Origin of the sequence: Caulobacter endophyticus (genome assembly GCF_029543245.1) — a bacterium.
In the GTDB taxonomy this organism is placed as follows: domain Bacteria; phylum Pseudomonadota; class Alphaproteobacteria; order Caulobacterales; family Caulobacteraceae; genus Caulobacter; species Caulobacter endophyticus_A.
On the sequence record NZ_JARQWV010000006.1, the window covers coordinates 85951 to 107346 of the forward strand.

At 70.0% G+C, this 21396-nt stretch carries 17 protein-coding genes; 11 read left to right on the top strand and 6 right to left on the bottom strand.

The features are described 5' to 3' along the window. Positions 1-62: 62 nt before the first annotated feature. The 4 genes from P7A99_RS07505 to P7A99_RS07520 all read right to left on the bottom strand — a co-directional run bounded on the left by P7A99_RS07505 (position 63) and on the right by P7A99_RS07520 (position 7841). On the bottom strand, positions 63-1475 hold the full coding sequence (locus P7A99_RS07505; protein ID WP_277793418.1) for a glycoside hydrolase family 30 protein: 1413 nt from the start codon (positions 1473-1475) through the stop codon (positions 63-65). Then, entirely contained in the window at positions 1475-3760 is a 2286-nt protein-coding gene (locus P7A99_RS07510) for a beta-glucosidase family protein (protein WP_277793290.1), read from the bottom strand. The genes P7A99_RS07505 and P7A99_RS07510 overlap by 1 nt, the downstream gene beginning before the upstream one ends. A gap of 136 nt (positions 3761-3896) precedes the next feature. Then, positions 3897-6650 carry a TonB-dependent receptor gene (locus P7A99_RS07515; protein ID WP_277793291.1) on the bottom strand — a complete coding sequence of 918 codons (2754 nt, stop codon included), beginning with the start codon at positions 6648-6650 and terminating at the stop codon, positions 3897-3899. A 147-nt stretch (positions 6651-6797) separates the two neighbouring features. Beyond that, on the bottom strand, positions 6798-7841 hold the full coding sequence (locus P7A99_RS07520; protein WP_277793292.1) for a LacI family DNA-binding transcriptional regulator: 1044 nt from the start codon (positions 7839-7841) through the stop codon (positions 6798-6800). Between the two features lie 97 nt (positions 7842-7938). On the opposite strand from P7A99_RS07520, the gene P7A99_RS07525 reads away from it, so the two are divergent. The 11 genes from P7A99_RS07525 (at position 7939) to P7A99_RS07575 (ending at position 18694) form a co-directional block, all read left to right on the top strand. After that, complete coding sequence (locus P7A99_RS07525) at positions 7939-9174, top strand: MFS transporter (RefSeq protein WP_277793293.1); 1236 nt, start codon at positions 7939-7941, stop codon at positions 9172-9174. Positions 9175-9332: 158 nt separating this feature from the next. Continuing rightward, positions 9333-10415, top strand: a complete 1083-nt coding sequence (locus P7A99_RS07530; RefSeq protein WP_277793294.1) for a hypothetical protein — start codon at positions 9333-9335, stop codon at positions 10413-10415. Next, complete coding sequence (locus tag P7A99_RS07535) at positions 10412-10996, top strand: hypothetical protein (RefSeq protein ID WP_277793295.1); 585 nt, start codon at positions 10412-10414, stop codon at positions 10994-10996. The genes P7A99_RS07530 and P7A99_RS07535 overlap by 4 nt, the downstream gene beginning before the upstream one ends. After that, complete coding sequence (locus P7A99_RS07540; RefSeq protein ID WP_277793296.1) at positions 10989-12791, top strand: OmpA family protein; 1803 nt, start codon at positions 10989-10991, stop codon at positions 12789-12791. The genes P7A99_RS07535 and P7A99_RS07540 overlap by 8 nt, the downstream gene beginning before the upstream one ends. Continuing rightward, a complete protein-coding gene (locus P7A99_RS07545) occupies positions 12788-13279 on the top strand; it encodes a hypothetical protein (RefSeq protein WP_277793297.1) in 492 nt (163 codons plus the stop codon). The genes P7A99_RS07540 and P7A99_RS07545 overlap by 4 nt, the downstream gene beginning before the upstream one ends. Positions 13280-13291: 12 nt before the next feature. After that, on the top strand, positions 13292-14089 hold the full coding sequence (locus P7A99_RS07550) for a hypothetical protein (RefSeq protein ID WP_277793298.1): 798 nt from the start codon (positions 13292-13294) through the stop codon (positions 14087-14089). A 21-nt stretch (positions 14090-14110) separates the two neighbouring features. Further along, a complete protein-coding gene (locus P7A99_RS07555) occupies positions 14111-14695 on the top strand; it encodes a hypothetical protein (protein ID WP_277793299.1) in 585 nt (194 codons plus the stop codon). Further along, complete coding sequence (locus P7A99_RS07560) at positions 14692-15831, top strand: hypothetical protein (RefSeq protein WP_277793300.1); 1140 nt, start codon at positions 14692-14694, stop codon at positions 15829-15831. The genes P7A99_RS07555 and P7A99_RS07560 overlap by 4 nt, the downstream gene beginning before the upstream one ends. After that, a complete protein-coding gene (locus P7A99_RS07565) occupies positions 15831-16484 on the top strand; it encodes a hypothetical protein (protein ID WP_277793301.1) in 654 nt (217 codons plus the stop codon). Before P7A99_RS07560 ends, P7A99_RS07565 begins: the two co-directional genes overlap by 1 nt. Then, positions 16481-18049 carry a hypothetical protein gene (locus P7A99_RS07570; RefSeq protein WP_277793302.1) on the top strand — a complete coding sequence of 523 codons (1569 nt, stop codon included), beginning with the start codon at positions 16481-16483 and terminating at the stop codon, positions 18047-18049. Before P7A99_RS07565 ends, P7A99_RS07570 begins: the two co-directional genes overlap by 4 nt. 3 nt (positions 18050-18052) lie before the next feature. Further along, a complete protein-coding gene (locus P7A99_RS07575) occupies positions 18053-18694 on the top strand; it encodes a PASTA domain-containing protein (protein ID WP_277793303.1) in 642 nt (213 codons plus the stop codon). 55 nt (positions 18695-18749) lie between these two features. Here P7A99_RS07575 and P7A99_RS07580 read toward each other — a convergent pair whose 3' ends face one another. Together P7A99_RS07580 and P7A99_RS07585 are read right to left on the bottom strand one after the other, a co-directional pair. Next, positions 18750-20012: a pentapeptide repeat-containing protein gene (locus P7A99_RS07580; RefSeq protein ID WP_277793304.1), complete on the bottom strand. Its 1263-nt coding sequence runs from the start codon at positions 20010-20012 to the stop codon at positions 18750-18752. A 106-nt stretch (positions 20013-20118) separates the two neighbouring features. After that, positions 20119-21378 carry a pentapeptide repeat-containing protein gene (locus tag P7A99_RS07585; protein WP_277793305.1) on the bottom strand — a complete coding sequence of 420 codons (1260 nt, stop codon included), beginning with the start codon at positions 21376-21378 and terminating at the stop codon, positions 20119-20121. Positions 21379-21396: the final 18 nt, after the last annotated feature.

Consider the following 21396-nt stretch of genomic DNA (forward strand, 5'->3'; position numbering starts at 1 on the left):
TTGGGGAGCATGGGGCGGCGGCTACCACGGCTTCGTGACAGTTCTTCCGCCGCCCCTTTGAGTCACCAGGTGAAGGTGCCCGCCGACCTCGCCGGCAGCTTGCCCTTCAGGCGCCGGGCGCCGTCGACGATGGCGAAGGTCTTCTCCTCGCCCGTCTGGTTCAGCACGATCAGGGCGCGGCCGCCGTCGGGATTGACGAAGGCCACGGTCCTCAGGCCCGCGACCTCGGCCGGCGAGCCGACGCGCACCGCGCCCGGCTTCACGAAGCGGCTGGCGTGGCCGAAGGCGTAGTATTCCTGGTTCCGCTCGACCGCGCCGGTGGTCTGGTCGATGGTCACCACACCCCGGCAGTCGCCGCAGCCGCCGGCGTGCGGGCCGTACTTTTCATCGAGCGCCAGGTTCCACATCAGCACGCCGCGCGCCCCGCCCCGGGTGGAGCCGACGATCAGCTTGTCCATCATCCACAGGAAGCTCTCGTCGAACTTGGCCGCCCACTGGCCGCCCGAGCATTCGGTGAAGAACACGTCCTTGTCGGGATGGGCCTTGCGCACCTCGTCCTGCGCCGCGACGTCGCCGGCGTAGCAATGCCAACCGACGCCAGCGACAAACGCCCGGGCCTTGGGATCGGCCAGAACCGTCATCGGCTGCTGCGGCTGGTCCCAGTTATGGTCCCAGTCGAGCACCTTGGTCGCGATCCGCTCGCGGGCGAAGACGGGCCCCAGGTTGTCGCCGAAGAACCGCGCCCGGTCGGCGGCCGGCCAGCGCATTCCGGGATAGTTCTCGGGCTCGAAGTCCGGCTCGTTCTGGATGCTGAGATAGTCGGTCGGCACCCCCTTGGCCTTGGCCGCCTTGACGTACTTGGCGAAGAACTCGGCATAGACCGGATAGGCGTCGGGCTTCAGCCGGCCCTTCACCAGCGAGCCGGTGGTCTTCATCCAGGCCGGTGCGCTCCACGGCGAGGCCATGACCTTCAGGTCGGGATTGATCTTCAGCGCCGCCCGCACGGTGGGGAAGACGTACTGCTCGGGCCGGGCCGTCGAGAAGTGCGCGAGCGCCGGATCGGCCGCCCCGCCCGGCGCGTCGTCCAGGCTGTAGTGGTCGAGCGAGAAGTCCGAGGCGCCGATTGTCACGCGGGTGAAGCTGAAGCCGAGACCGCCCTCCCCGCGCCCGAACAGCTCGGACAACAGCGCCTGCCGCTGGGCGGGCGACATCCTGGTCTGGATCAGCCAGGCCGAGGCGTCGGTGATCGACGCCCCGAAGCCGACGATCGACTGGTCGCGCTGGCCCGTGTCGACGGCCACGACCGGCAGATCGTCGCCCGCCGCCGGGGCGGCCAACGGCGGCTGCTCGGCCAGAAGCTGAGCCTTGTCACCGGTCGTCACCCAGGCGCGGGCGGCGCGCTCGGGCGCCGGGGAGACGCTGACGCAGCCTCCCAGGGCCAGGACGGCCGCCGTCGAGATCAGGGCGATGCGCATCACGGCTTGCGGCTCCAGGCCTTCAGCTTGGCCGAACCGGTCAGGGCCGGGTCGCCCGCATGCGCGCCGACATAGAGCGGGTACGAACCGGCCGGCAGGGTCCAGCCCGGCTTGGCCGTGTCATAGTCGGCCAGCACGCGCGGATCGACGCTGAGGGTCACCCGCTTGGTCTCGCCCGGTTGCAGGTCGACCTTCTGGAAGCCGGCCAGCCGCACCATCGACTTGCGCTTGCCGGCGGTGACGTAGAGCTGCGGCGCGTCGGCGCCGGCGACCTTGCCGGTGTTGGTGACGTCGAAGCTGACCTTCAGCCCGTCGCCGTCCTCGACCTTGAGGTTCCTGTAGCCAAACGTCGTGTACGAAAGGCCGTAGCCGAACGGATAGAGCGGCCGGAGCTTCTTCTCGGCGAACCAGCGATAGCCGACGGCCGCGCCTTCCGGATAGTCGACCGGGAAGCCCTTGATCGGCCCGGCCTCCTTGCCGGCCCGACGGGCGTCGTCGATGGCGGCCTGCTCGGCATAGCCGGGCGCCGAGGCGCGCGGCGCCTGATCCTCGGCTTTCGGGAAGGTCATCGGCAGGCGGCCCGACGGATTGACCGCGCCGCTGAGGATGCCGGCGATAGCCTCGCCGCCGCGCTGGCCCGGGTACCAGGCCTGCAAAACGCCGCCCACGCGGTCCAGCCACGGCATCAGGACCGGGCCGCCGGTCTCCAGCACCACCAAGGCGTTCTTGTTGGCGCCCGCGACGGCGTCGATCAGGGCGTCCTGGTTCTCGGGCAAGGCGATCGAGGGCGCATCTTGCGCCTCGGTCTGCCAGTGCCAGGCGAAGACGATGGCGAGATCCGCGCCCTTCACGGCGGCTGCAGCGGCCGCCGGGTCCTTGCCGTCGACGTAAGAGACCTCGGCGTTCGGATAGGCCGCCTTGATCGCCTTAAGCGGCGAGGAGGCGTGCCAGGTGACGCGGACGAACGAGGCCGCCTCGCCGCCGTTCAGCGGGATCTCGACCGGCGCGCCGCCGACCGAGCGCACCTGCGAGGAACCACCGCCCGACAGCACGCCGACATCGGCATGGGCGCCGACTAGCACGATCTTCTTCGCGCTCTTGGCCAGCGGCAGCAGTCCCCGGTCGTTCTTCAGCAGCACCGCGCCGCGCTCGGCCAGGGCCTGGGCGACCTTGGCGTTCTTGGCGTAGTCGATCGGCTGAGCCTCGGCCGGGGTCGGGTTGTCGATCAGGCCGGTGGCGATCACGCCGTAGAGGATGCGACGGACCATGTCGTCGACCCGCGCCTGGCTGACCTCGCCCCTGGCCACGGCGGCCTTCAGGTCGTCGCCGAAGTAGATCTGCTTGTCGAGCTCCTGGCCCGACTGCTGGTCGAGCCCCGCCAGGGCGGCCTTGGTGGTGCTGTGCACCGCGCCCCAGTCCGACATCACCCAGCCCGGATAGTTCCAGTCGCGCTTGAGCACCTTGTTGAGCAGGAAGTCGTTCTCGCAGCCCCAGTCGCCGTTGATCTTGTTGTAGGCGCACATCACCGAGGCCGGCTGGCCCTTCTCGATGGCGATCTGGAAGGCCAGCAGGTCGCTCTCGCGCAGGTCGGCCTCGCCGATGCGGGCGTCCATCACGTGGCGGCCGGTTTCCTGCGAATTGATGGCGAAGTGCTTGATGGTCGAGACGATGTGGTTGCTCTGCACGCCACGGATTGACGCCCCCGCCATCTCGCCGGCCAACAGCGGATCCTCGCCCAGATACTCGAAGTTGCGCCCCGCCCACGGGTCGCGGGTCAGGTTGACGCCGCCGGCCAGCAGCACGTTGAAGGTCTTGGCGCGGGCTTCGGCGCCGATCATCGCGCCGGACTCGTAGGCCAGCTTCGGCTCGAAGGTGGCGGCCAGCGCGAGGCCCGACGGCAGGGCCGTGGCGGTGTCGCCCTTGCGCTGCTCGACCTGGTTGGCGACGCCGAGGCTGGCGTCGCTCTCGCGCAGGGTCGGTATCTTCAGGCGCGGCACGCCGGGCACGTAGCCGGCCGAGGGGATCATGTCGGCGGGTGCGGGCTTGGTGTTGGGCGGAAACAGGCCGTGCAGGTACGTGATCTTCTCGTCCAGCGTCATCTGCTTCACGAGCGCGTCGGCACGCGCCCAGACCGGATCATTGGCGCGCGCGGTCAGCGGCGCGCTGTCCTTGGCCGGCATGGTCTGGGCCAGGCTCGCGGCCGGCAGCAGGGCCAGCAGCGCCACGGCGGCGGAGGTCCGGCGCAGGATCCGCAGGGCGGATGAAGGCTGGGCGGCGGTCGTCATGGGCTACTCCGTGTCGTGATCGGGGGCGCCGCAACCGGGCGCGAGGGGGCCCGCGCCTCTTGCGAAGCCGGGCCGCGTCGAAACGAAAAAAAACGCGGAGGGCCAGGGGAAGGGATCGGCCCTCCGCGCGCAGGGGTCAGAACTTGTAGTTCAGACCGAAGATGTACTGCCGGCCGTACTGGTCGTTGGTCTCGGGCAGCATGGTGCCGTCCGAGAGCACGCCGGTGCGGGTGCGGTAGGGGCTGTTGTCGAGGTTGTTGACCTGGAGCACGGCCGACAGGCCCTTCAGCGGCCCGTCCTGGAACTCGTAGCCGATCTGGGCGTCGACCTGCTCGTCGGCCAGCACCTGGGTGAAGCCGCGATAGGCGAACAGCTGCACCACCTCGCCACGGAAGGCCGAGCGGTGGCGCTTGCTGATCCGGGCCGAGAAGCCGGCCCGCTCGTAGTAGCCGGTGACGTTGTAGACGTCGCCTGACAGGCCCGGCAGGGCGTTGCTCGAGCCGGGGCCGTCCGGCTGGATGTCGGTCTTGGTGTGCGACATGCTGCCGACGAAGCCGAAGCCCTTGAGCCACGGCGTGATCAAGCCGAAGTCGACCGCGCCCGAGATCTCGTAGCCGTAGAGCTTGCCGCCCTCCCCGTTCTCCGGGCGGGTCAGGAGGCCGATGTTGCTGACCGGCGTGACCGTGCCGGTGTTGGGCACGTTGGAGAAGTCGTAATCGACCGACTTGTTGTAGATGTAGGTCTCCAGGTCCTTGTAGTAGCCGGCGACGGCGATGTAGGTCCCCGGCGCGAAGTACTTCTCGACCGACAGGTCGAAGGCGGTCGCCTTCCACGGCTTCAGGTACGGATTGCCGCCCGAGCCGCTCCAGCGGAAGGTCAGGGCGTCGACGCCGGCGGTGATGCTGGCGCGCATGTCGTCGAGGCGCGGACGGGCCGAGGTCTTGGCCACACCGAAGCGGACATAGAGGTTCTCGACCGGCTCGGCCGTCAGGTTCAGGCTCGGCAGCAGCTCGTCATAGGTGTCTTCGACCGAGACCAGGCTCGGGGCCTGGGCCGTGCCGCCGCTGACGGTGTAGCCCGTCGATTCCTGCTTGGTGGAGATGTACTGCAGGCCGATGTCGCCCTTGATCGGCAGCGCGCCGACATGGGTGTCGATCTTGGCCATCAGGTAGGCCGTGGTCAGGCGCTCCTGGATCTTCCAGTCCTTGTTGTAGTCGTCGGCGTTCCCGATCGGCACGATGTCGTAATAGACCGGCAGGGCCTTGGGCAGATTGATGGCCAGCACCTGGTCGATGCCCGCGAACGACAGCGAGGCCGGCGACAGCAGGTACTGCGAGGCCACCGTCGTCGGCGCGCGGCCGTTCTTCAGGAAGAGGTCGTTGTCGTCGACCGTCTTGTCCTTCTTGCGGTCGGTGTAGTTGATCCCGGCCTGCACGCTGCTCAGGAAGCCGCCGAGACGGGTCTCGGAGACGTCGTGGTCGATGCGGAAGTCGCCGGTGAACATCCGGTCCTCGACCTCGGGGAAGCGGATGGCGCCGTCATGGCCCCAGCCGCCCCAGGCCGCCGGATCGCCCAGCTGCACGCGGGAGGCGTCGGCGTAGTCGAGGCTCGTCGTGTACTTGCCCACGCCGTTGAAGTTCAGGTCGTAGCCGATGTTGTCGAAGGTGCGGATCGGGCCGTAGCCGGCATAGGTCTCGAGGATCTGCTCGCGACGCTCGACCTTCGAATAGCCGATGTCGGCGGTGTAGGTGGTCGCGCCCGAGACGTAGGACGTGTTCCAGCCCACGGCGAACTGCTCGTCCTTGCGGGTGTTGAGGTCGTTGCGGACCACCGGGGTGACGTTGGTCGCCGTGCCCGAGGTGTTGATCAGCGAGTTGCCGACCTTGGTGAAGCCGGGGTTGAGGAACACCGTGGCGTCAGGCGTGCTGGGGCTGGAGAACCACTGCATGCCGCGGCGGATCTCCTTCTGGTCGAAGGTCGAGTAGAACAGGTCCAGCGTCGAGTGCAGCTTGTCGTTGGGCCGCCATTCCAGCACGCCCATGTAGCCGTCGCGCACCTGGTCGCGGTTGGTGGCGAAGATCTCCTGGCCGCCCAGGCTGTAGGCCCCGGCGTTGGCGCCGGTGAACTGGGCCGGCTGCTCCCAGTACCAGGCCTTGTACTGCTGCACCTGGGTGGGGCTGTCGAGGTGGGCGTAGCCCAGCGCGACGCCGATCGTGCCGTCGGCGAACTGGTCGATATAGGAGGCGCTGAAGCGGTAGCCGCTCTTGGAGCCGTCGGGATTGGCCTTGTCGAGGTCGCTGATCTCGCGGCGGGCGTTCAGCGTCATCACCCGGCCCTTCTGGTCCAGCGGGCGGACGGTGCGCATGTCGACCGTGCCCGACAGGCCCTGGCCGATCAGGGCGGCGTTCGAGGTCTTGTAGACCACGACGCTGTTGAGCAGCTCGGACGGATACTGGTCGAACTCGGCGGCGCGGTTGTCGCCGGCGCTGACCTGCTGGCGGCCGTTCAGCAGCGTGGTCGAGAAGTCGGGCGACAGGCCGCGGATCGAAATCACCTGCACCCGGCCGTTGACGCGCTGGCCGGTCAGGCCCGGCAGGCGCGCCAGGGACTCGGCGATCGACACGTCGGGCAGCTTGCCGATGTCTTCGGCCGACACGGCCTCGACCACGCCGACCTCGCGGCGCTTGATCTCGGCCGACTGCTCCAGGCTGCGGCGATAGCCGGTGACCACCACCTCGTCGACGGCGGTGTCTTCCTGGGCCGGGGCGGCGTCCTGGGCGTGGGCGGCGCCGGCCAGCAAGGCAAGAGCCCCGGCCGAGGCATAGGCCAGCTGCTTGAAGCGCTGGGCGCCGGCGCGAACGCGCGCGACCGAATGGGCGTGATGGATCAAGGTACTCTCCCCTACTGCGTCTCTTCCCTGGCCCTCCTCGCCCCGTCTCTTGCGGATTCGGCGTCGAAAAGCCGCGCTTACGTGAATTGGAAGCGCTTCCAACAAAGGCCGCAACGCGTCGGCCTTGTCAAGGGGAACGGCGATCGATCAGGGAGCGGAGGCTGCGGTGCCCCGCTCGACCACCGCGTGGTCGAGGCAGTTGAACTCGGGTTCGGCCTCGGCCCGGCCGCCCGTCAGGCGGCTGGCCAGCAGGGCCACGGCGCGGCGGCCCATGTCCTTCAGCGGCTGGTGCACCGTGGTCAGCGGCGGCCAGACGATGGCCGACACCGGCGTGTCGTCAAACCCGGTGACGGACAGGTCCTGCGGCACTTTCACGCCGCGTCCGTGGACCACCGAAAGCGCCCCGGCCGCCATGTCGTCGTTGGCGCAGACCAGGGCCGTCGGATGCAGCGGATCGTCCAGCAGGCGCGGCGTCAGCTCCACCCCCGAACGGAAGGTGAAGTCGCCGCGCACCTTGATCAGGTCTGACGCCCCCAGCCCTGCCTCGGACAGGGCCCGTATCAAGCCGTCCAGGCGCCGGTCGGCCGACAAGTGGCCCTCGATGCCCCCCATGAAGGCGAATCGGCGATGGCCCAACTCGATCAGCCGGCGGGCGATGTCGTAGCCGCCGGCCTCGTCGTCCATGCCCACGCCGTCGGCCAGGTCCCTACCCGCCCCGCCCGGCGAGATCGACACCACCCTGCAACCGCGCCGCAGCACCTCGGCGATCAGGGCCGCGTCGTCCGAATAGGGCGGCGTGAAGATCAGCCCCTCGCAGCGCTGGGTGGCGATCAGGTCATAGACCTGCTGCTCGCGGTCGGCGCTTTGCAACGGGATGTGGCGGGTCACCAGCTGGTAGCCCAGCTCCAGGCAGCCGCGCAGCGCGCCCAGCTCCAGGGCCGAGTGATAGAACGAGTTGGGCTCGCTCTCGAGGTCGGAGGCGAACACCAGGCCCAGCAGCCGGCTGCCGCCGCCGGCCAGCGACCGGGCCTGCGGATTGACCTTGTAGTCCAGCGCCTTGACGGCCTCCATCACCCGGGCCCGCACTTCGTCGCGAACATTGGGGCCGTCGTTGAGCACCCGCGAGACCGTCGTCCGCGCGACGCCCGAAAGGCGCGCCACGTCGTCGATGGTGGGCCGTCTTGCCGTCAATGAACTCTCCGAACCGAACGCGGTGCGACACGATGGGGACGAACGGCCGCGCTGACAATAGCTCGACCGCAAGCTGTCCTGATCGCATAAACCACGGATGGATCAAGGCGGCCGCCCATTTACAGAAGCCGAGCCCTCCAAGGGACGCTCGCGACTTTTCCTCGCCGGCTACGGCCTGGCCAATGCCGGGGCCTTCGTTTCCTTCATCCCGTTCCTGACCCTGCTGGCGCCGCTGAAGGCGGCCGAGGTGGCCCCGCACGCCCGCGACCTGACGCTCAGCCAGGTGTCCATCGTCGGTGCGATCACCGCCGCCGTCGCCCACATCGCCTTCGGCGCGCTCAGCGACGCCACCCGCGGGCGCTTCGGACGGCGTAGGCCCTGGATCATCGGCGGCTGGGCGGCCACGGCGCTCAGCCTCGCCCTCGTCGGCCTGGCCCAGACCCCTTGGCAGATGCTGGGCGCGGTGGTGCTGCTGCAACTAGCGGTCAACGCCCTCTACGCGCCGCTGGCCGCCGTGCTGCCCGACCTCGTGCCCGACCACCAGAAAGGCGCGGCGGCCGCCTGGGCGGGCCTGGCCCTGCCCGCCTCCAAGCTCTTCACCGCCCTGGTGGTGGGCGCGCTGCTGGTCTCGGCGACCAGTCGCTATGCCGCCGTTATCGCCGCCACGGCCCTGCTCGTCCTGCCCTTCGCCCTGACCCTGCGCGAGCCGCCCGCCCCCGCCCGCGCGCCCATCGCCTGGCCCGGCCTGCGCCTGACCGCCTTCGCCGACGGACGCTTCCGCATGGTCTTCGCCTCGCGCCTGCTGGTCGAAACCGCCGTAGCGCTGCACACCCTCTACCTGTTCTTCTACCTCAAGGACCGCGGCGACCTGGCCAGCCGCCTGCCCGGCGTCACGCCCGAGGCCGCCTTCGGCCTGCTGCTGACCGCCTCGACCCTGGGCATGCTGGCGGCCGGCGCGGCGAGCGGGCCGCTGTCGGACCGCCTGGGCCGGCGGCCGGTGGTCATCGCCGGCGGCCTGCTGATCGCCACCGGCGTAGCACTCCTGCTGCTCGTTCCCGGCTGGCCCGGCCCGCTGGTCGCCCAGATCGTGTTCGGGATCGGCCACGGGGTCTATTCGACCAGCAATCTCGCCCTCGTGGCCGAGGTGCTGCCCGACAACGCCCGCAACGGCCGCGACCTGGGCGTGATGAACGTGGCGGTGGCCGCCTCCCAGGCGCTGGGCCCGCTGCTCGGCATCGCCGTGGCGTCGGCCGGAGGCGATCTGCGCGGCGTCTTCGCGGCCGCCGCCCTGGCGGCCCTGGCCGGCGCCGGAGCCTTGCTGGTGAGGCGTTAGAACCGATCGTCAGCACACGATCGATCGCACATGGCGCAAATTCACCACGTGCAACACTTCCGAACTTTACAAAGCTATACAACTCTGACACGAGTCCAGCGCCGCGCCAACTAGAGCGTGGATATGCCCGGTCGAAACCAGCCTTGAGGGAGGTGTTGGTGCTCGAGTCGTCGGTGTCCCCCAGCGTAGCGTATCCAAGCGTCGAACCTGAGGCCGCCGACCTGCTGATCACCAGCATCGGAAATGCGTCGCCGCGCGCGGCCTCTGTGCTCAGCCAGGCCCTGGAACTGCCGGTCGAGACGGTGGTCGACGCCCTGTATCGCGCCCCCGCCCGGTTGCTGGCCAACCTGCCGGCGGCGGACGCAACACGCCTGGCCGCGCTGATCGGCACGCTCGGCGTGGAGGCCTCGGTGGCCCCCGCCGGCGCCGCTCTGGTCCGCGCCCCGACCATGGACCTGGCTGGCGAACTGCTCGACTTCGACGCCGCCGAGGCGGTGGGCGCGACCCTGGGCCGCTTTCTGGGCATGGAACCCTCGGCCGCGCTCGACCTGCTGCTGACCCCGCCCGGCGTGATCCTGGGCGCGGTGACCGAGCCCACCGTCCGCGCGCTGGAGGCCGCCCTGCCCAGCGGCGCCGTGCGCCTGACCGCCAGCCGTCCGGACGAAGCCCGCTTCGCCCTGTTCGCCAGCGACCTGTCGCACCTTCAGGTCGGCGTCCTGCGCCAGCGGCTGCCGCCGGGCGCGGACATCTCGCCCGGCGGCTCGGCCACCGTCTTCGACCTGGGCCGCGGCGAGGCCGACGCCCTGTGGCGGCGGCTGAAGGCCCCCGAGCAGGTGCGGATCGTCGATCAGGCCTTCCTGCGCTTCACCCTGACGCTCGTCGCCGCGCCGCCGGAGGCCGCCGCCGCGCTGGAGACCCTGGCGGGCGTGCCGACCGAGGATTTCGAGCTGCTGCGCCAGGCCCTGCCCGTTCCCATCGAGGCCGGCGTGGCCTTCGCCGACCTTGAGGTCCGGCTGGCCGCCTATGCCGAGGCCGGGCTGACGGTGCGCGCCGAGCTGGAGACCTTCGCCTGCCAGGCGCTCGACGTGCTGTCGGCCCCTGCCGGGCTGCTGGCCCAGATGGGGCTGTCCGGCGTCGCGCCGGTGTCGACGGGGCCGATGCCGCGTCCCCGCGCGCTGCTGCTGCGCCACCGGCTGGAAGCGGCCGGCGCAGAGGTGCTGTTCTCCGAGGCCCTCGCATGACAAGCGCACTCGACGTCCATCGCCTGCACGCCGGCGTCGCCGAGGCCGGCAAGATCCTGGCGCTCAAGGGCCGCCACGACCAGGCCCTGGCCAAGTATCGCGAGGCCCTGCGCCTGGCCCACGGCGTGCGCGCGCCGCAGATCTTCGCCCGCCACTACCTGCACTGCGTGCTGGAAAGCCTGGAGCGCACCGGGGCCCACGAGCAGGCCGCCATCCTGGCCGGCGAGGCCGCCAGCAGCGCCGCCGCCGAGCTGGGCGACGGAACGCCCAGCGATTTCCAGCGCCGCGACCGCGCCTGCCTGCTGGAACGCAAGGGCGTCAACGAGCTGAAGGCCGGCGACCTGACCGCCGCCCGCGAGAGCCTGACCGCCGCGCTCGCCCTCGACGAGGCCCTGCCGCTGTCGCGCAGCCTGCTGGCCTGGACCGCCCGGGGCCTGGGCGTTCCGGCCGGCCGCCTGTCCGAAGCCCAGCGCGTCCACGGCTACTGGACCGTACGCGCCGACACCGTCGACGGGGCCCGCGCCTGCGCCTCCCCCGTGCCGTCCAGGCAGCCGCTGACCAAGGAGCCGATGCATGGCTGACCAGAACCCCATCGAGAAGATGACGCCCGGCCAGATCCTGGCCGACGCCAGCGTCGCCGAGTTCATCAAGGCCATGGGCCTGTCGATCGCCGACGCCCAGAAGGCCCTGGACCTCAACAGCCTGGCCCAGGTCGGCGAGTACGTCGAGCCGCGCCCCGGCCTGGGCGGAAAAAGCCTGCTGCAGCTGGGCCTGTCGCCTCCCTTCTACCACTACCAGCACGCCGACCTTTCGGTCTCGATGCAGCTGACCATGAAGGTCGGCGAGGCCAGCGCCTTCGGCATCGGCGGCAAGCTGGACTTCGGCTTCGGCCAGGGCGGCCCCCAGGCCCCCGCCAGCGCCCGCGAGGCCCAGATCACCATCAAGAGCCTGCCGGCCAGCGCCACCGTCGATGGAACCAAGAGCGACGCGACCGGCGCCGATGTCGAGGCCGCGGCCGAGGACCTGGCCAAGAAGCTGGGCACGCCGACGGGCAAGTTCGAGCGCGCCTACGTCACCGCCAAGCGCACCAAGGTGCCGTTCAAGCTGCTGCCCGAAGCCGCCAAGAACCCGATCAAGACCGAAACCAGCGTGGCGTTCTACGCCGCCACCGAGTCCAGCTTCGGCGTGATCCGGATCATCGAAACCCCGCCTGACAAGACCAGCGAGGAATTCGTGCTGGCGGCGGGCAAGAGCACCAAGGTCGACGCCCAGTCCAACAATCTGATCTACGCCCGCGCCGTGGTCAGCCAGATCAACGCCCTGGGCGGCTTCAAGGCCAAGCTGCTGCGCGATCCGGTGGGCTCGGACATTCCGGTCGGCGGCGGCACCCTGGGCCTGGCGCTGTTCGACACCAACAAGTCCGACCTGAAGAAGGAAGCCGTCGACGAACTGACCCCGATGGCCCGCGCCCTGAAGGACAGCGGCGCCACCGTCGACGTCGTCGGCTTCGCCGACCGGCAGGGTGAGATCAAAGACAATCAGGAACTGGGCCTCGACCGCGCCAACAAGGTCGCCCTGTTCCTGAAGGAAAACGGCGTCAAGGCCAGCCAGATCCGCAAGGTCGAAAGCCGTGGCGAGACCGCCTGGCTCAAGACGACCGACAGTGTCGCCAACCAGCAGTTCCGTCGCGCCGAGGTGATGCTGGCCGACTCCAACGACCTGCTGGTGCTGGTCGAATCCGCCGGAACCCAGCTGCAGGCCACGCCGACGCCGGACAAGACCTCCGCCGGCGGCGGCAACGGCTTCATCATCGCGCGCCACTTCGCGGCCACCCCCATCGACGGCAAGTCGGTGAAGGTTGGGGCCTCGGAAACCGAGATCGCCATCACCGATGCGGCCGCCAGCGCCGGCGGCGCGACGCTGGAGGCCGGCTCGCCGGAGGCCTACGCCTTCAACCTGGCGCGCGACGTCAACGCCGGCAGCGCCACCCATGGCGTGCGCGCCGTGCGCAAGGGCGGCGTGGTCAGCTTCACCGACGCCAAGGACGCGGTGATCATCAACCTGGTCACCCTCTCGGCCAACGACATCGCCCTGTCGGCCGCAGAAGGCGCCAGCGTCACCAAGGCGCTCGACAAGATCGCCGCGGCTCCCACCGCCAGCGCCGACAAGCCCAAGGTCTCGGTCGCGGTGGGCCTGTCGGTCGACTACCGCACCAGTCGGCAGTTCGAACAGTCGATCAACGGCAACAGCAGCATCTCGGCGCGCATCGTCGCCGTGCCCGCGCCCGTCGAGTTCCTGGAAGAGATCAAGACCTTCCTGACCCCGGCCAAGGACTCGACCCCGACGCCCACGCCGACACCGACGCCCACTCCATGAGCGAGACCGCCTCCGTCAGCCGGCAGCTGCTCTCCGCGCCGCTGCCTCAGATCATCGAGCGCCTGGGCATCGCCATCGCCCAGGCCCAGTCGGCCCTCGACCGCAACAGCATCGAGACCGCCAAGGCCATGGCCGAGGCGGAGGTCGAGCTCGGCGGCGAGACGCACAACCTGATCTCGCTGGGCTTCACGCCCACCTTCTACAGCTTCACCGAGGCGACGGTGGAGGCCAAGCTGTCGTTCAGCATGACCGAGACCACCGAGTTCGGGATCGAGGTCGGCGCCAGCGTCGAGGGCAATGTCGGTTTCGTCGTCGTCGCCGCCTCGGTCAATGTCAGCTACGCGCGCAAGTTCTCGGTCAGCGCCGAGGGCATGAGCTCGATCGCGGCCCGGCTGGTCAGCCTGCCGCCGCCCGAAACCCTCGAAACCCTGCTTCGCAAGATCAGCGAGCCCGCCCCCGCGCCGGCGCCCGCTCCCCCCGCTCCGTAGGAAGGACCAGACATGTCGATCGGAAGAGAGCTTCTGAACGTCCCCATGGGGGACATGATCCGCCAGATGGCCTTCGCCATCGCCGAGGGCCAGATCAAGCTGGACGCCAACAGCATCGAGGTCGCCGAGATGATGGGCGGCCTGCAGGCCGTCACCGACGACAAGGGCGTCACCACCTTCGACGACAGCCGGATCTTCTTCGGCTACGACCTGATGAGCCCAGAGGACGCCGTCGCCTATATCGAGGCCGACAACGCGATCTCGGGCGGCGACACCAAGGCGCTGCTCAAGGTCGTCGAGGATCAGCAGACGGCGATCCTGGCGAACGGTGAAGCCTCCAGCACGCTCATTCGCGTGCCGACCCGGCTGTCGATGCTGGAGCTGGGCTTCTCGCCCACCTTCTACCAGTTCGTCGACACGATCATCGAGGTGAAGATCGCCATCAAGATCACCCACACCAGCGAGTCGAGCGTCACTTCGCGCTACTCGAACCAGGTGACCACCAAGGGGTCCAGTTTCAGCTGGAGCCTGTTCCGCGGCAACGCCGGCGCCAGCAACACCACCCAGGTCACCACCAGCCAGGTCGACGCCACCTATTCGTCGAAATACAGCTATTCGGCCGAAGGCTCGAGCCTGCTGCGCACCAAGCTGGTGCCGATCCCGCAGCCCGCCATCCTGGAAGAACGCATCCGCCGCCAGTTGGACGAAGAGGTCGAGCGCCGCCGCCGGCTGCTCGACATCAACCTGGTGAAGGCCGCCGAGAAAAAGAAAAAAGAAGCAGAAGAAAAAGAAGAAGAAAACAAGCCCTGATCCCCGAACGGAGGACGCGCCATGAGCGTAGGTACGGAACTGCTCGCCGTCCCCTTCCCGGAGATGGTCCAGCGCATGGGGGTGGGCATCGCCACCGCCCAGCTGCAACTCGACCTGGTGTCTCTGCGCATCGCCCGGATGATGGCGGGCTACGACGAGGACGCAGACGAGGAAAAGGAAGGCGAAGGCGCCAAGTCCAAGAGCTACATGGTCAAGTTCGGCGACGGGCAGGAATACAGCCTGCTGGAGCTTGGCTTCACCCCGACCTTCTACCAGTTCGTCGACACCGTCATCGAGCTGAAGATGTCGATCTCGTTCAAGTCCGAGACCGAGATCAAGCGCAGCAGCAGCGCCACGACGGTCAAGGCCGGCGGGTTCTGGACGCCGTTCGGCGGCGGCGGGGCGGTCAGCGCCAGCAGCGTCAGCGCCAGCTATGCGGCCAAGTACCAGTACAGCGCCGAGGGCTCGAGCCTGATGCGCACCAAGCTGGTGCCGATACCGCCGCCGGCCCTGTTTGAAGAGCGCGTCCGCGCCCTGATCGAACAGCGGCGCACGCCCGCGCCGACGCCTCCCTCCGAACCGGCCAAGGACGACGACGGCGGATGAGCAACCCGCCCTGGAAGGACGCCCTGCGTCGCGTCAAGACGTCCGCGCCGAAGCCTGTTCGCGCCGCCCCCTCCCCGCCCGCCGGCCTGTCGCCGGACGCCGATCCGTCCACCCTGTCTCCGACCCTCGCGCGGCTGATGGCCGAGCGAAAGGCGCTGGAGGACCGGATGGCGCGGCTGACGGGCCAGGGCGGCCAGGTCGATCCGCGCTACGCCGTCACCCCGCTAAGCCAGCGCCGGGCCGAGCTCGACCGCTGGGGCGCGGCCCGCGACGCCGCGCGCGAGGCCGCGCCGTCACGCCCGAACCCGCAGCCCCCTCCGCGCGCGCCGATCAAGCCTTCGGCCACGCGCGCCGCGGTCGAGGCGCTGCGCGCCACGCCCGGCGAAGGCCTGCGCCCGACGCCCGGTGAACAGGTGCGGCCCACACCGGGCGGCCTGACGCCGGACCTGCGGCGCTTCAATCCGGCCGAGGTCTTCGAACGCCCTGCCCCATCCGCGCGCGCGGCGCCGTGGGAACGCTCGCCCGCGCCGCCTCGAGAGGCGCCCTGGGAACGTGCCGCCGCCCAGCCGCGCCAGGCCGCCGATGAGCGCCCCCCTTCGCGCGAACGCCAAGCCCCCTGGGAACGCCTGGCCGCCCGCCGCGAAGACGCTTCCCTGACCGAGCCGTCGCGTCGCCTCTCGTCCCTGGCCGAAGCGGGCCGCGGCCTGCGCGACGCCGGCCGCACCCTGCCCGACCCCGCCGAACGCCCGCGCGCGGCCACCGCCACCGACCCGCTCGACCGCCGTCTGGCCAAGGCCCGCGACATGGTCAGCCGCGGCCGCAAGGCCTACGCCGCCGCCGAACGCGCGCTGGACCGCGCCCGCGACGCCATTCCCTCCGACTGGGTCGAGCGCGCCCGCGAGCGTATCCCCGGCCTGGGCCGCGCCGATCCGTACGTGCGCGAGACGGCCCGCAAGCTGTCGGCCTATGTCGGCGATATCGCCGACTACGCCGAGAAGGCCGATCGCCTGCGCGAAATGGCCGGCGACGTGCGCGAGCTCAAGGAAGCCGACGAGGCCCGCGACGACGCCCGTCGCGACCGCGCCCTGGAGCGCCTGAAGTCCAAGCGTTCCGAAGAGTCCGAGGGAGACGCCTGATGCCGGCCGAGAGCCGCTTCGTCGGAAATTCGATCGAAGAGCTGCTGGTCGCCCTCGCCGAAGGGGTGCGCGAGGCGCAGCTGGCGCTCAACAGCGGCCCGAAGGTCGACGCCAGCGGCGCGCCGATCGGCGGCTACCAGCTGCCGTTCCTCGACTTCTCGATCAAGGTCGACATGCAGACCAAGACCGACAACGGCGGCCGGCCGATCGCCCTGCTGTTCACCGCCAAGGACCAGAACAGCACCAATCAGCAAGTCAGCAGCACGATCAGCGGACGGCTGGTGGCCACCCCGCCGGGCGAGGGCCTGCCCACGCCGCGCATCGCCGTCTCGGGCGGCGGCAACATCGGCGGCTTCGCCCACGTCTCGGTGCTGGTCACCAACAGCGCCGGCGAGGTGCTGGCCGACCAGCCCGTCGAGCTCAACATCGACGATGCCGCCGGCGGTCAGTTGTCGGCGGCGCGTGGCGTGGCCCACTTCGTGCGCCAGCCCGGCACCCGGCTGCAGCAGGCCGTGCTGCGCACCGGCGCCGACGGCCGGGCGCTCGCCACCCTGTCGATCGCCAAGGAACCGGCCCGCGCCGTCGTCGTCGTCGTCGCCTCGATCGGCGCCTACAGTGGCCGCGGCGTCGTCGGCATGGAGGAGATCGGATGAGCACCGCCTTCTCCTGGACCGCCAGGCTGACCGACGCCGCCGGCGCCCCGGCGGCGGGCGCGGTGCTCGACGTCCAGCTGTTCGATCTTAAGAGCGGCGCCTGGGCCAGCCTTTCCAGCGCCAGGACCGATGCGGCCGGCACGGCCAAGGGCTCGGGAACCGTCGCCGACGACACCCTGCCGTTCGCCCCGGCCTTTCGGCTGGTCGAGGGCGCGGCGGTGATGTCGGCCGCGCCCGAGTTCACCCGCAACGCCCGCACCGGGGCTCTGACCATAGACTTCGGCCAGATGCGCCGCCTGGCCGTCGCCGAAACGGTAATCGCCCGCACCGTGTCGAAAGCCACCTTGCGGACGGCGACGCCGATCGGCGGCCTGGTCGCCACCGACGCCCCGATCACCTCGCCTCCCGTGGTCGACACCGCAGCCATCCGCGCCCAGGCCATCGACGACACCACCAGGACCTTCAGCGCCCGCCTGGCCCAGAGCGATGCGGACCTGGCCGCTCGCGATGTTCAGATCTCGACCCAGACCCGGGAGCTGGCCGACCTCGACGCCGAGATCGCGGCCCTGCGCGCCCAGAACGACCTGGACCTCGCCGCCCGCGACGTCCAGATCTCGACCCAGACCCGGCAACTGGCCGAACGCGACGCCCAGATCACCGCGCTGCGCACCCAGAGCGCCAAGGATCTCGCCGCCCGCGACGCCCAGATAGCCACCCAGACCCAGCAACTGGCCCAACGCGACACCCAGATCGCCGCCTTGCGCACCCAGACCGCCCAGGACCTGGCCGCCCGTGACGCCCAGATCTCGACCCAGGCCAAGCAGTTGGCCGAGCGCGACAACCAGATCGCCATCCTGCGCGCCGAGCAGGTCGACGTCGCCGCCGTCCGGGCCCAGGCGATCGAGGAAACGACCAAGGTCTTTGACGCCCGCCTGATCCAGCGCGATCAGGAACTGGCCGCACGCGACGCCCAACTGGCAGACCGCAACCGCCTGACGGCCGAGCAGCAGGCCGAGATCGCCGGCCTGCGCATGACCCTCGCCGAAAGGGACCTCGAGCTCGCCGACATCAAGGCCGCTCAGCCCAAGCCCGGCACGACCTCGGGCCCGGCCAAGATGGCGGTCGACGACCTGGCCACGACCATGGCTATCCAGCTCGACAAGGCACAGACCACCCTGAAGCCCGTCGGGTTCTCGCTGGGTGCGATCCAGATCAGCGCCAAGGGGGTGCTGCGCGACAAGGGCAATGTCGAGTTCCCCGACACCGAGACCCTGAAGGCCCTGCCGGCGGACTCGCTGAGCGACCTGAAGATGCAGTTCATCCCCGAGAAAGTTCCACTCGGCGACGACGGTCCGCGCGTGCCCGACGTGCTGCAACTGACCGAAAGCGCCGTGCGCCGGGTGCTGACCTCGGTAGGCCTTGTGCTGGAGGCCAGCACCGGACCGCGCGGCCTGAACCCCGCCGTCGCCCCGGGCCAGGCCATGGTGCAGTCGCCCGGCTCGGGCAGCATCGTCGCCCGCGGGGCCCGCGTGATGGTCATCTTCGCCGACGAACAGGGAGCCTGATCGATGTCTCAGAACGCCTCGGAGCTGCTCAGCGAAAGCCTGGCCACGCCGCTGGGCGAGGTGATCGCCGCCGTCGGCCGTGGCGTGGCCGAGGCCCAGGCCGCCCTAGACCAGGCCTCTCTGGCCGCCACCCTGGCCATGTACGAAAGCGACGGCGACGAGGGCCTGGAGGCGCTGCGTTCGATCGGCTACCAGCCGACCTTCTACGTGCTGCCCGAGACTACCTGCGAGGTGCAGGTCTCGATGCAGATCGGCGGCACCGGCGGGGCCGACGGCAGCGCCGGCACGGCCGGACAATCCGGGGCGATCGGCAAGGCCCGCACCTATGTCACGCCCGTCGATGCGGCCTTCCAGCAGCGCTACGCCTTCCAGGCCAGCGGCGCGGCCAAGCTGACCTTCAAGATCGTGCCGGTGCCGCCGCCCGCCGCCCTCGACGACGCCGCCCCGATGCCGGACGTGCGCGGCCTGACCGGCGAAAAGGCCGTTGCGGCGCTGTCGGCCCGCGGCTTCACCGCGGCATTCGTCGACGCCGAGGGCGCGACCGTGACGGCCGAGAACGCCGCCGACCAGACCGTGGCCTCTCAGGACGCCACGCCCAAGGCGCTGGTGCGGACAACGAATACGGTGACGCTGGGGCTGAAGTAGGCGCCTATCGAGACGCTCCCCCTTCAGGGGGAGGGTCTGGGACAGCGACCGCCCGCTACCCTACCCCGAACTCCAGTCCCTGGGCCTGGCCGACATCGCAGTCGCGGAAGCTGGCCTTGGCGATGCGGGCGCCGGTGAAGTCGGCGCCGCGCAGGTCCGCGCCGTCGAGGACGGCTTCGGACAGGTCGGCGGTTTGCAGCATGGCGTAGCGCAGGCGCGCGGCGGCGAGATTGCCGACGGTCTTGCGTTCAGGCCCCAGCGGCAGCGGCGACAGGAAGGCCTGGCGCAGGTCGGCCTTGGTCAGGTTGGCGCCGGTCAGCTTGGCCCCGCGCAGGTCGGCGCCGCGCAGGTTGGCTGCGCGCAGGTCGGCGTTCTGCAGATTGGCCCCCTGGAGCTGGGCGCCGGAAAGGTCCATGCCGACGAAACAGGCCCCGCGGGCGCTCATGGCCGTCAGGCGCAGGCCCTTCAGGCGATCGCCGATCGGGCGCAGGTCTTCGCCGTCGAGCCGGGCGGCCGAGCCCTCCTTGCCGCCGGTCTGGCACCATTGCTGGTTGGCCAGGCAGCGGGCGTAGAGCTCGCGCGCCTTGTTCACCGCCTCGACCGTCGAGGCCGTGAGGGCGCCGGTCATGTGCGCGCCGTGGATGCGGGCCGTCGAGGTGTCGACCCCCGACATCACCGCCCCTTGCAGGTTGGCGCCTTCCAGGTTCGCGCCCTTCACATCGGCGTTGTCGAGGATGGCCCCGACCAGGTTGGCTTCCTTCAGGTTGGCGCCCGACAGCTTTGCCCCGCGCAGGGAGCAGTCGGAAAAGTCGGCCTTGAAGGCCGAGACGCCGGTGAACTGCGAGCCGTCCAGCGTGGCGCCCGAGAAGTTGACCTCGTCGACCTCGCCGTTGCGGACCTCGTGCTTGACGGTGTCCAGGCCCTTGCGCGGATGGGGGATGGCGATCTGGCCCTCGCGGAAATCGGCCTGGGTCAGGTCGGCCTGCGAGAGATTGGCCCCGCGCAAGCAGGCCCCGCGCAGGTCGGCGCGCTGAAGGCTGGCCTGGCGCAGGTCGGCCTTGCGCAGGTCGCAGCCGAACAGGCTGGCGCGATCGAGCTTGGCCCGCACCATGCGGCAGCCGTCGAGGATCGAGGCGGAAAGATCGGCGTCGGTCAGGTTGCGGAACGACAGGTCCAGCCCCGACAGGTTCATGAACCGAAGCGAGGCGCGCTTGCCGCCCTGCTTGCCGGTCACGAACTTCTCGTGGGCGGTGACGATCATGTCCAGTTCGGCCTGACTGAGCTTGCGGCGGCCCGCGAGGCTCTGTGCGGCGTTCATTGCGGGACCCCCTCCCGGCGATACTCGGATCTTCTACTGGCCATCGGATAACAGGAATCGACGAGCGAACGGTTAAGGTCGCTCCACACTTCTCAAATTGTGTAGCTTAGATGAGGTCTTCGAGACCTCGCGCCCCCAGGCGGACGGCGCCGGTTATGTCGACGTCCTTGAGGTTGGCGCTGGTGAAATTGGCGCGCGAGAGGTCCGAGCCGACCAGGCAGGCCCCACGCAGGTCTGCCCGGGCAAGGTCGGCGTTGGTCAGCAGCACGCCGGTCAGGTCGGCCGGCAGCAGCCGGTCCTTGCCGATCAGCAGCGGGCCCAGCTGGGCGTCGCGCAGGTCCGAGCCGGAAAGCTTGGCGCCCTTCAGCCGCGCCCCCCGCAGGTCGGCGCGTCGCAGGTTGCAGGCCCGCAGGTCGGCGCCTTCCAGCTGCGCGCCCTGCATCTGCACGCCCTCCATGTCGAGGCCGTAGAACACCGCGCCCTTGGCCGACAGGGCCGTCAGGTTGAAGCCGCGGATGCTCTTGAGATTGCGCAGGTCGGCCTTGTCGAACACCGAGGGCTTGCCCTCGCCGCCGCCGGTCTCGCACCAGCGGGCGTGGTCGGCGATCATCTGCTCGTACGGCATGTCGGAGACGTCGACGCCCGAGGCCTTGTCGGTCAGGGCGCCTTCCATGCTGGCCCCGGTGACGTTCCAGGACATGGTCTTGACGCCCACTAGAACGGTGTTGCGCAGGTCGGCTCCGGCCAGGTTGGCGCCCGAGAGGTCGGCCCCGGCCATGTTGGCGCCGTTGAAATTGGCCTGCTTGAGATTGGCGCGGACCAGCTTGGCGTCCTTGAGGATCGCGTCGCTGAAGTCGGCCTTGGTGGCGACGATGCCCGAAAGGCGCGAGCGCTCCAGATTGGCGCCCGACAGGTTGGCGCCCATCGCATAGGCCTCGCGCTGCACAGGCTCAAGGATGCGATAGCCCTTCTCGCGGTCGGCGGCGGCGATCTGGCCCTCGCGCAGGTCGGCCTCGAACATATCGGCGCCAGTCAGGTTGGCGCCCCGCAGGCTGGCCCCGCGCAGGTCGGCCCGGCGCAGCGAAGAATCGGTGAGGTCGGCGCCCTGCATGTCGGCGCCGTAGAGGTTGGCGTTGTCGAGCTTGCAGCGGCGCAGGTCGGTGCCGACCAGCAGCGCGCCGGTGAAGTCGGCGTCGCAGAGATTGCGGCCGTGCAGAACAAGGCCCGACAGGTCGCAGAAGGCGAAGACCGCACGCGCGCCGCCGAGCCTAGCCGACCACAGGCGGTCGTGCTTGGCGCAGATCACGTCGACTTCTTGTTGCGTCAGGCGCCGGTGTTCCTGGCCCGCCGCTGCCGGGGTGTTCATGCAAGCTCGCGTCGTTTC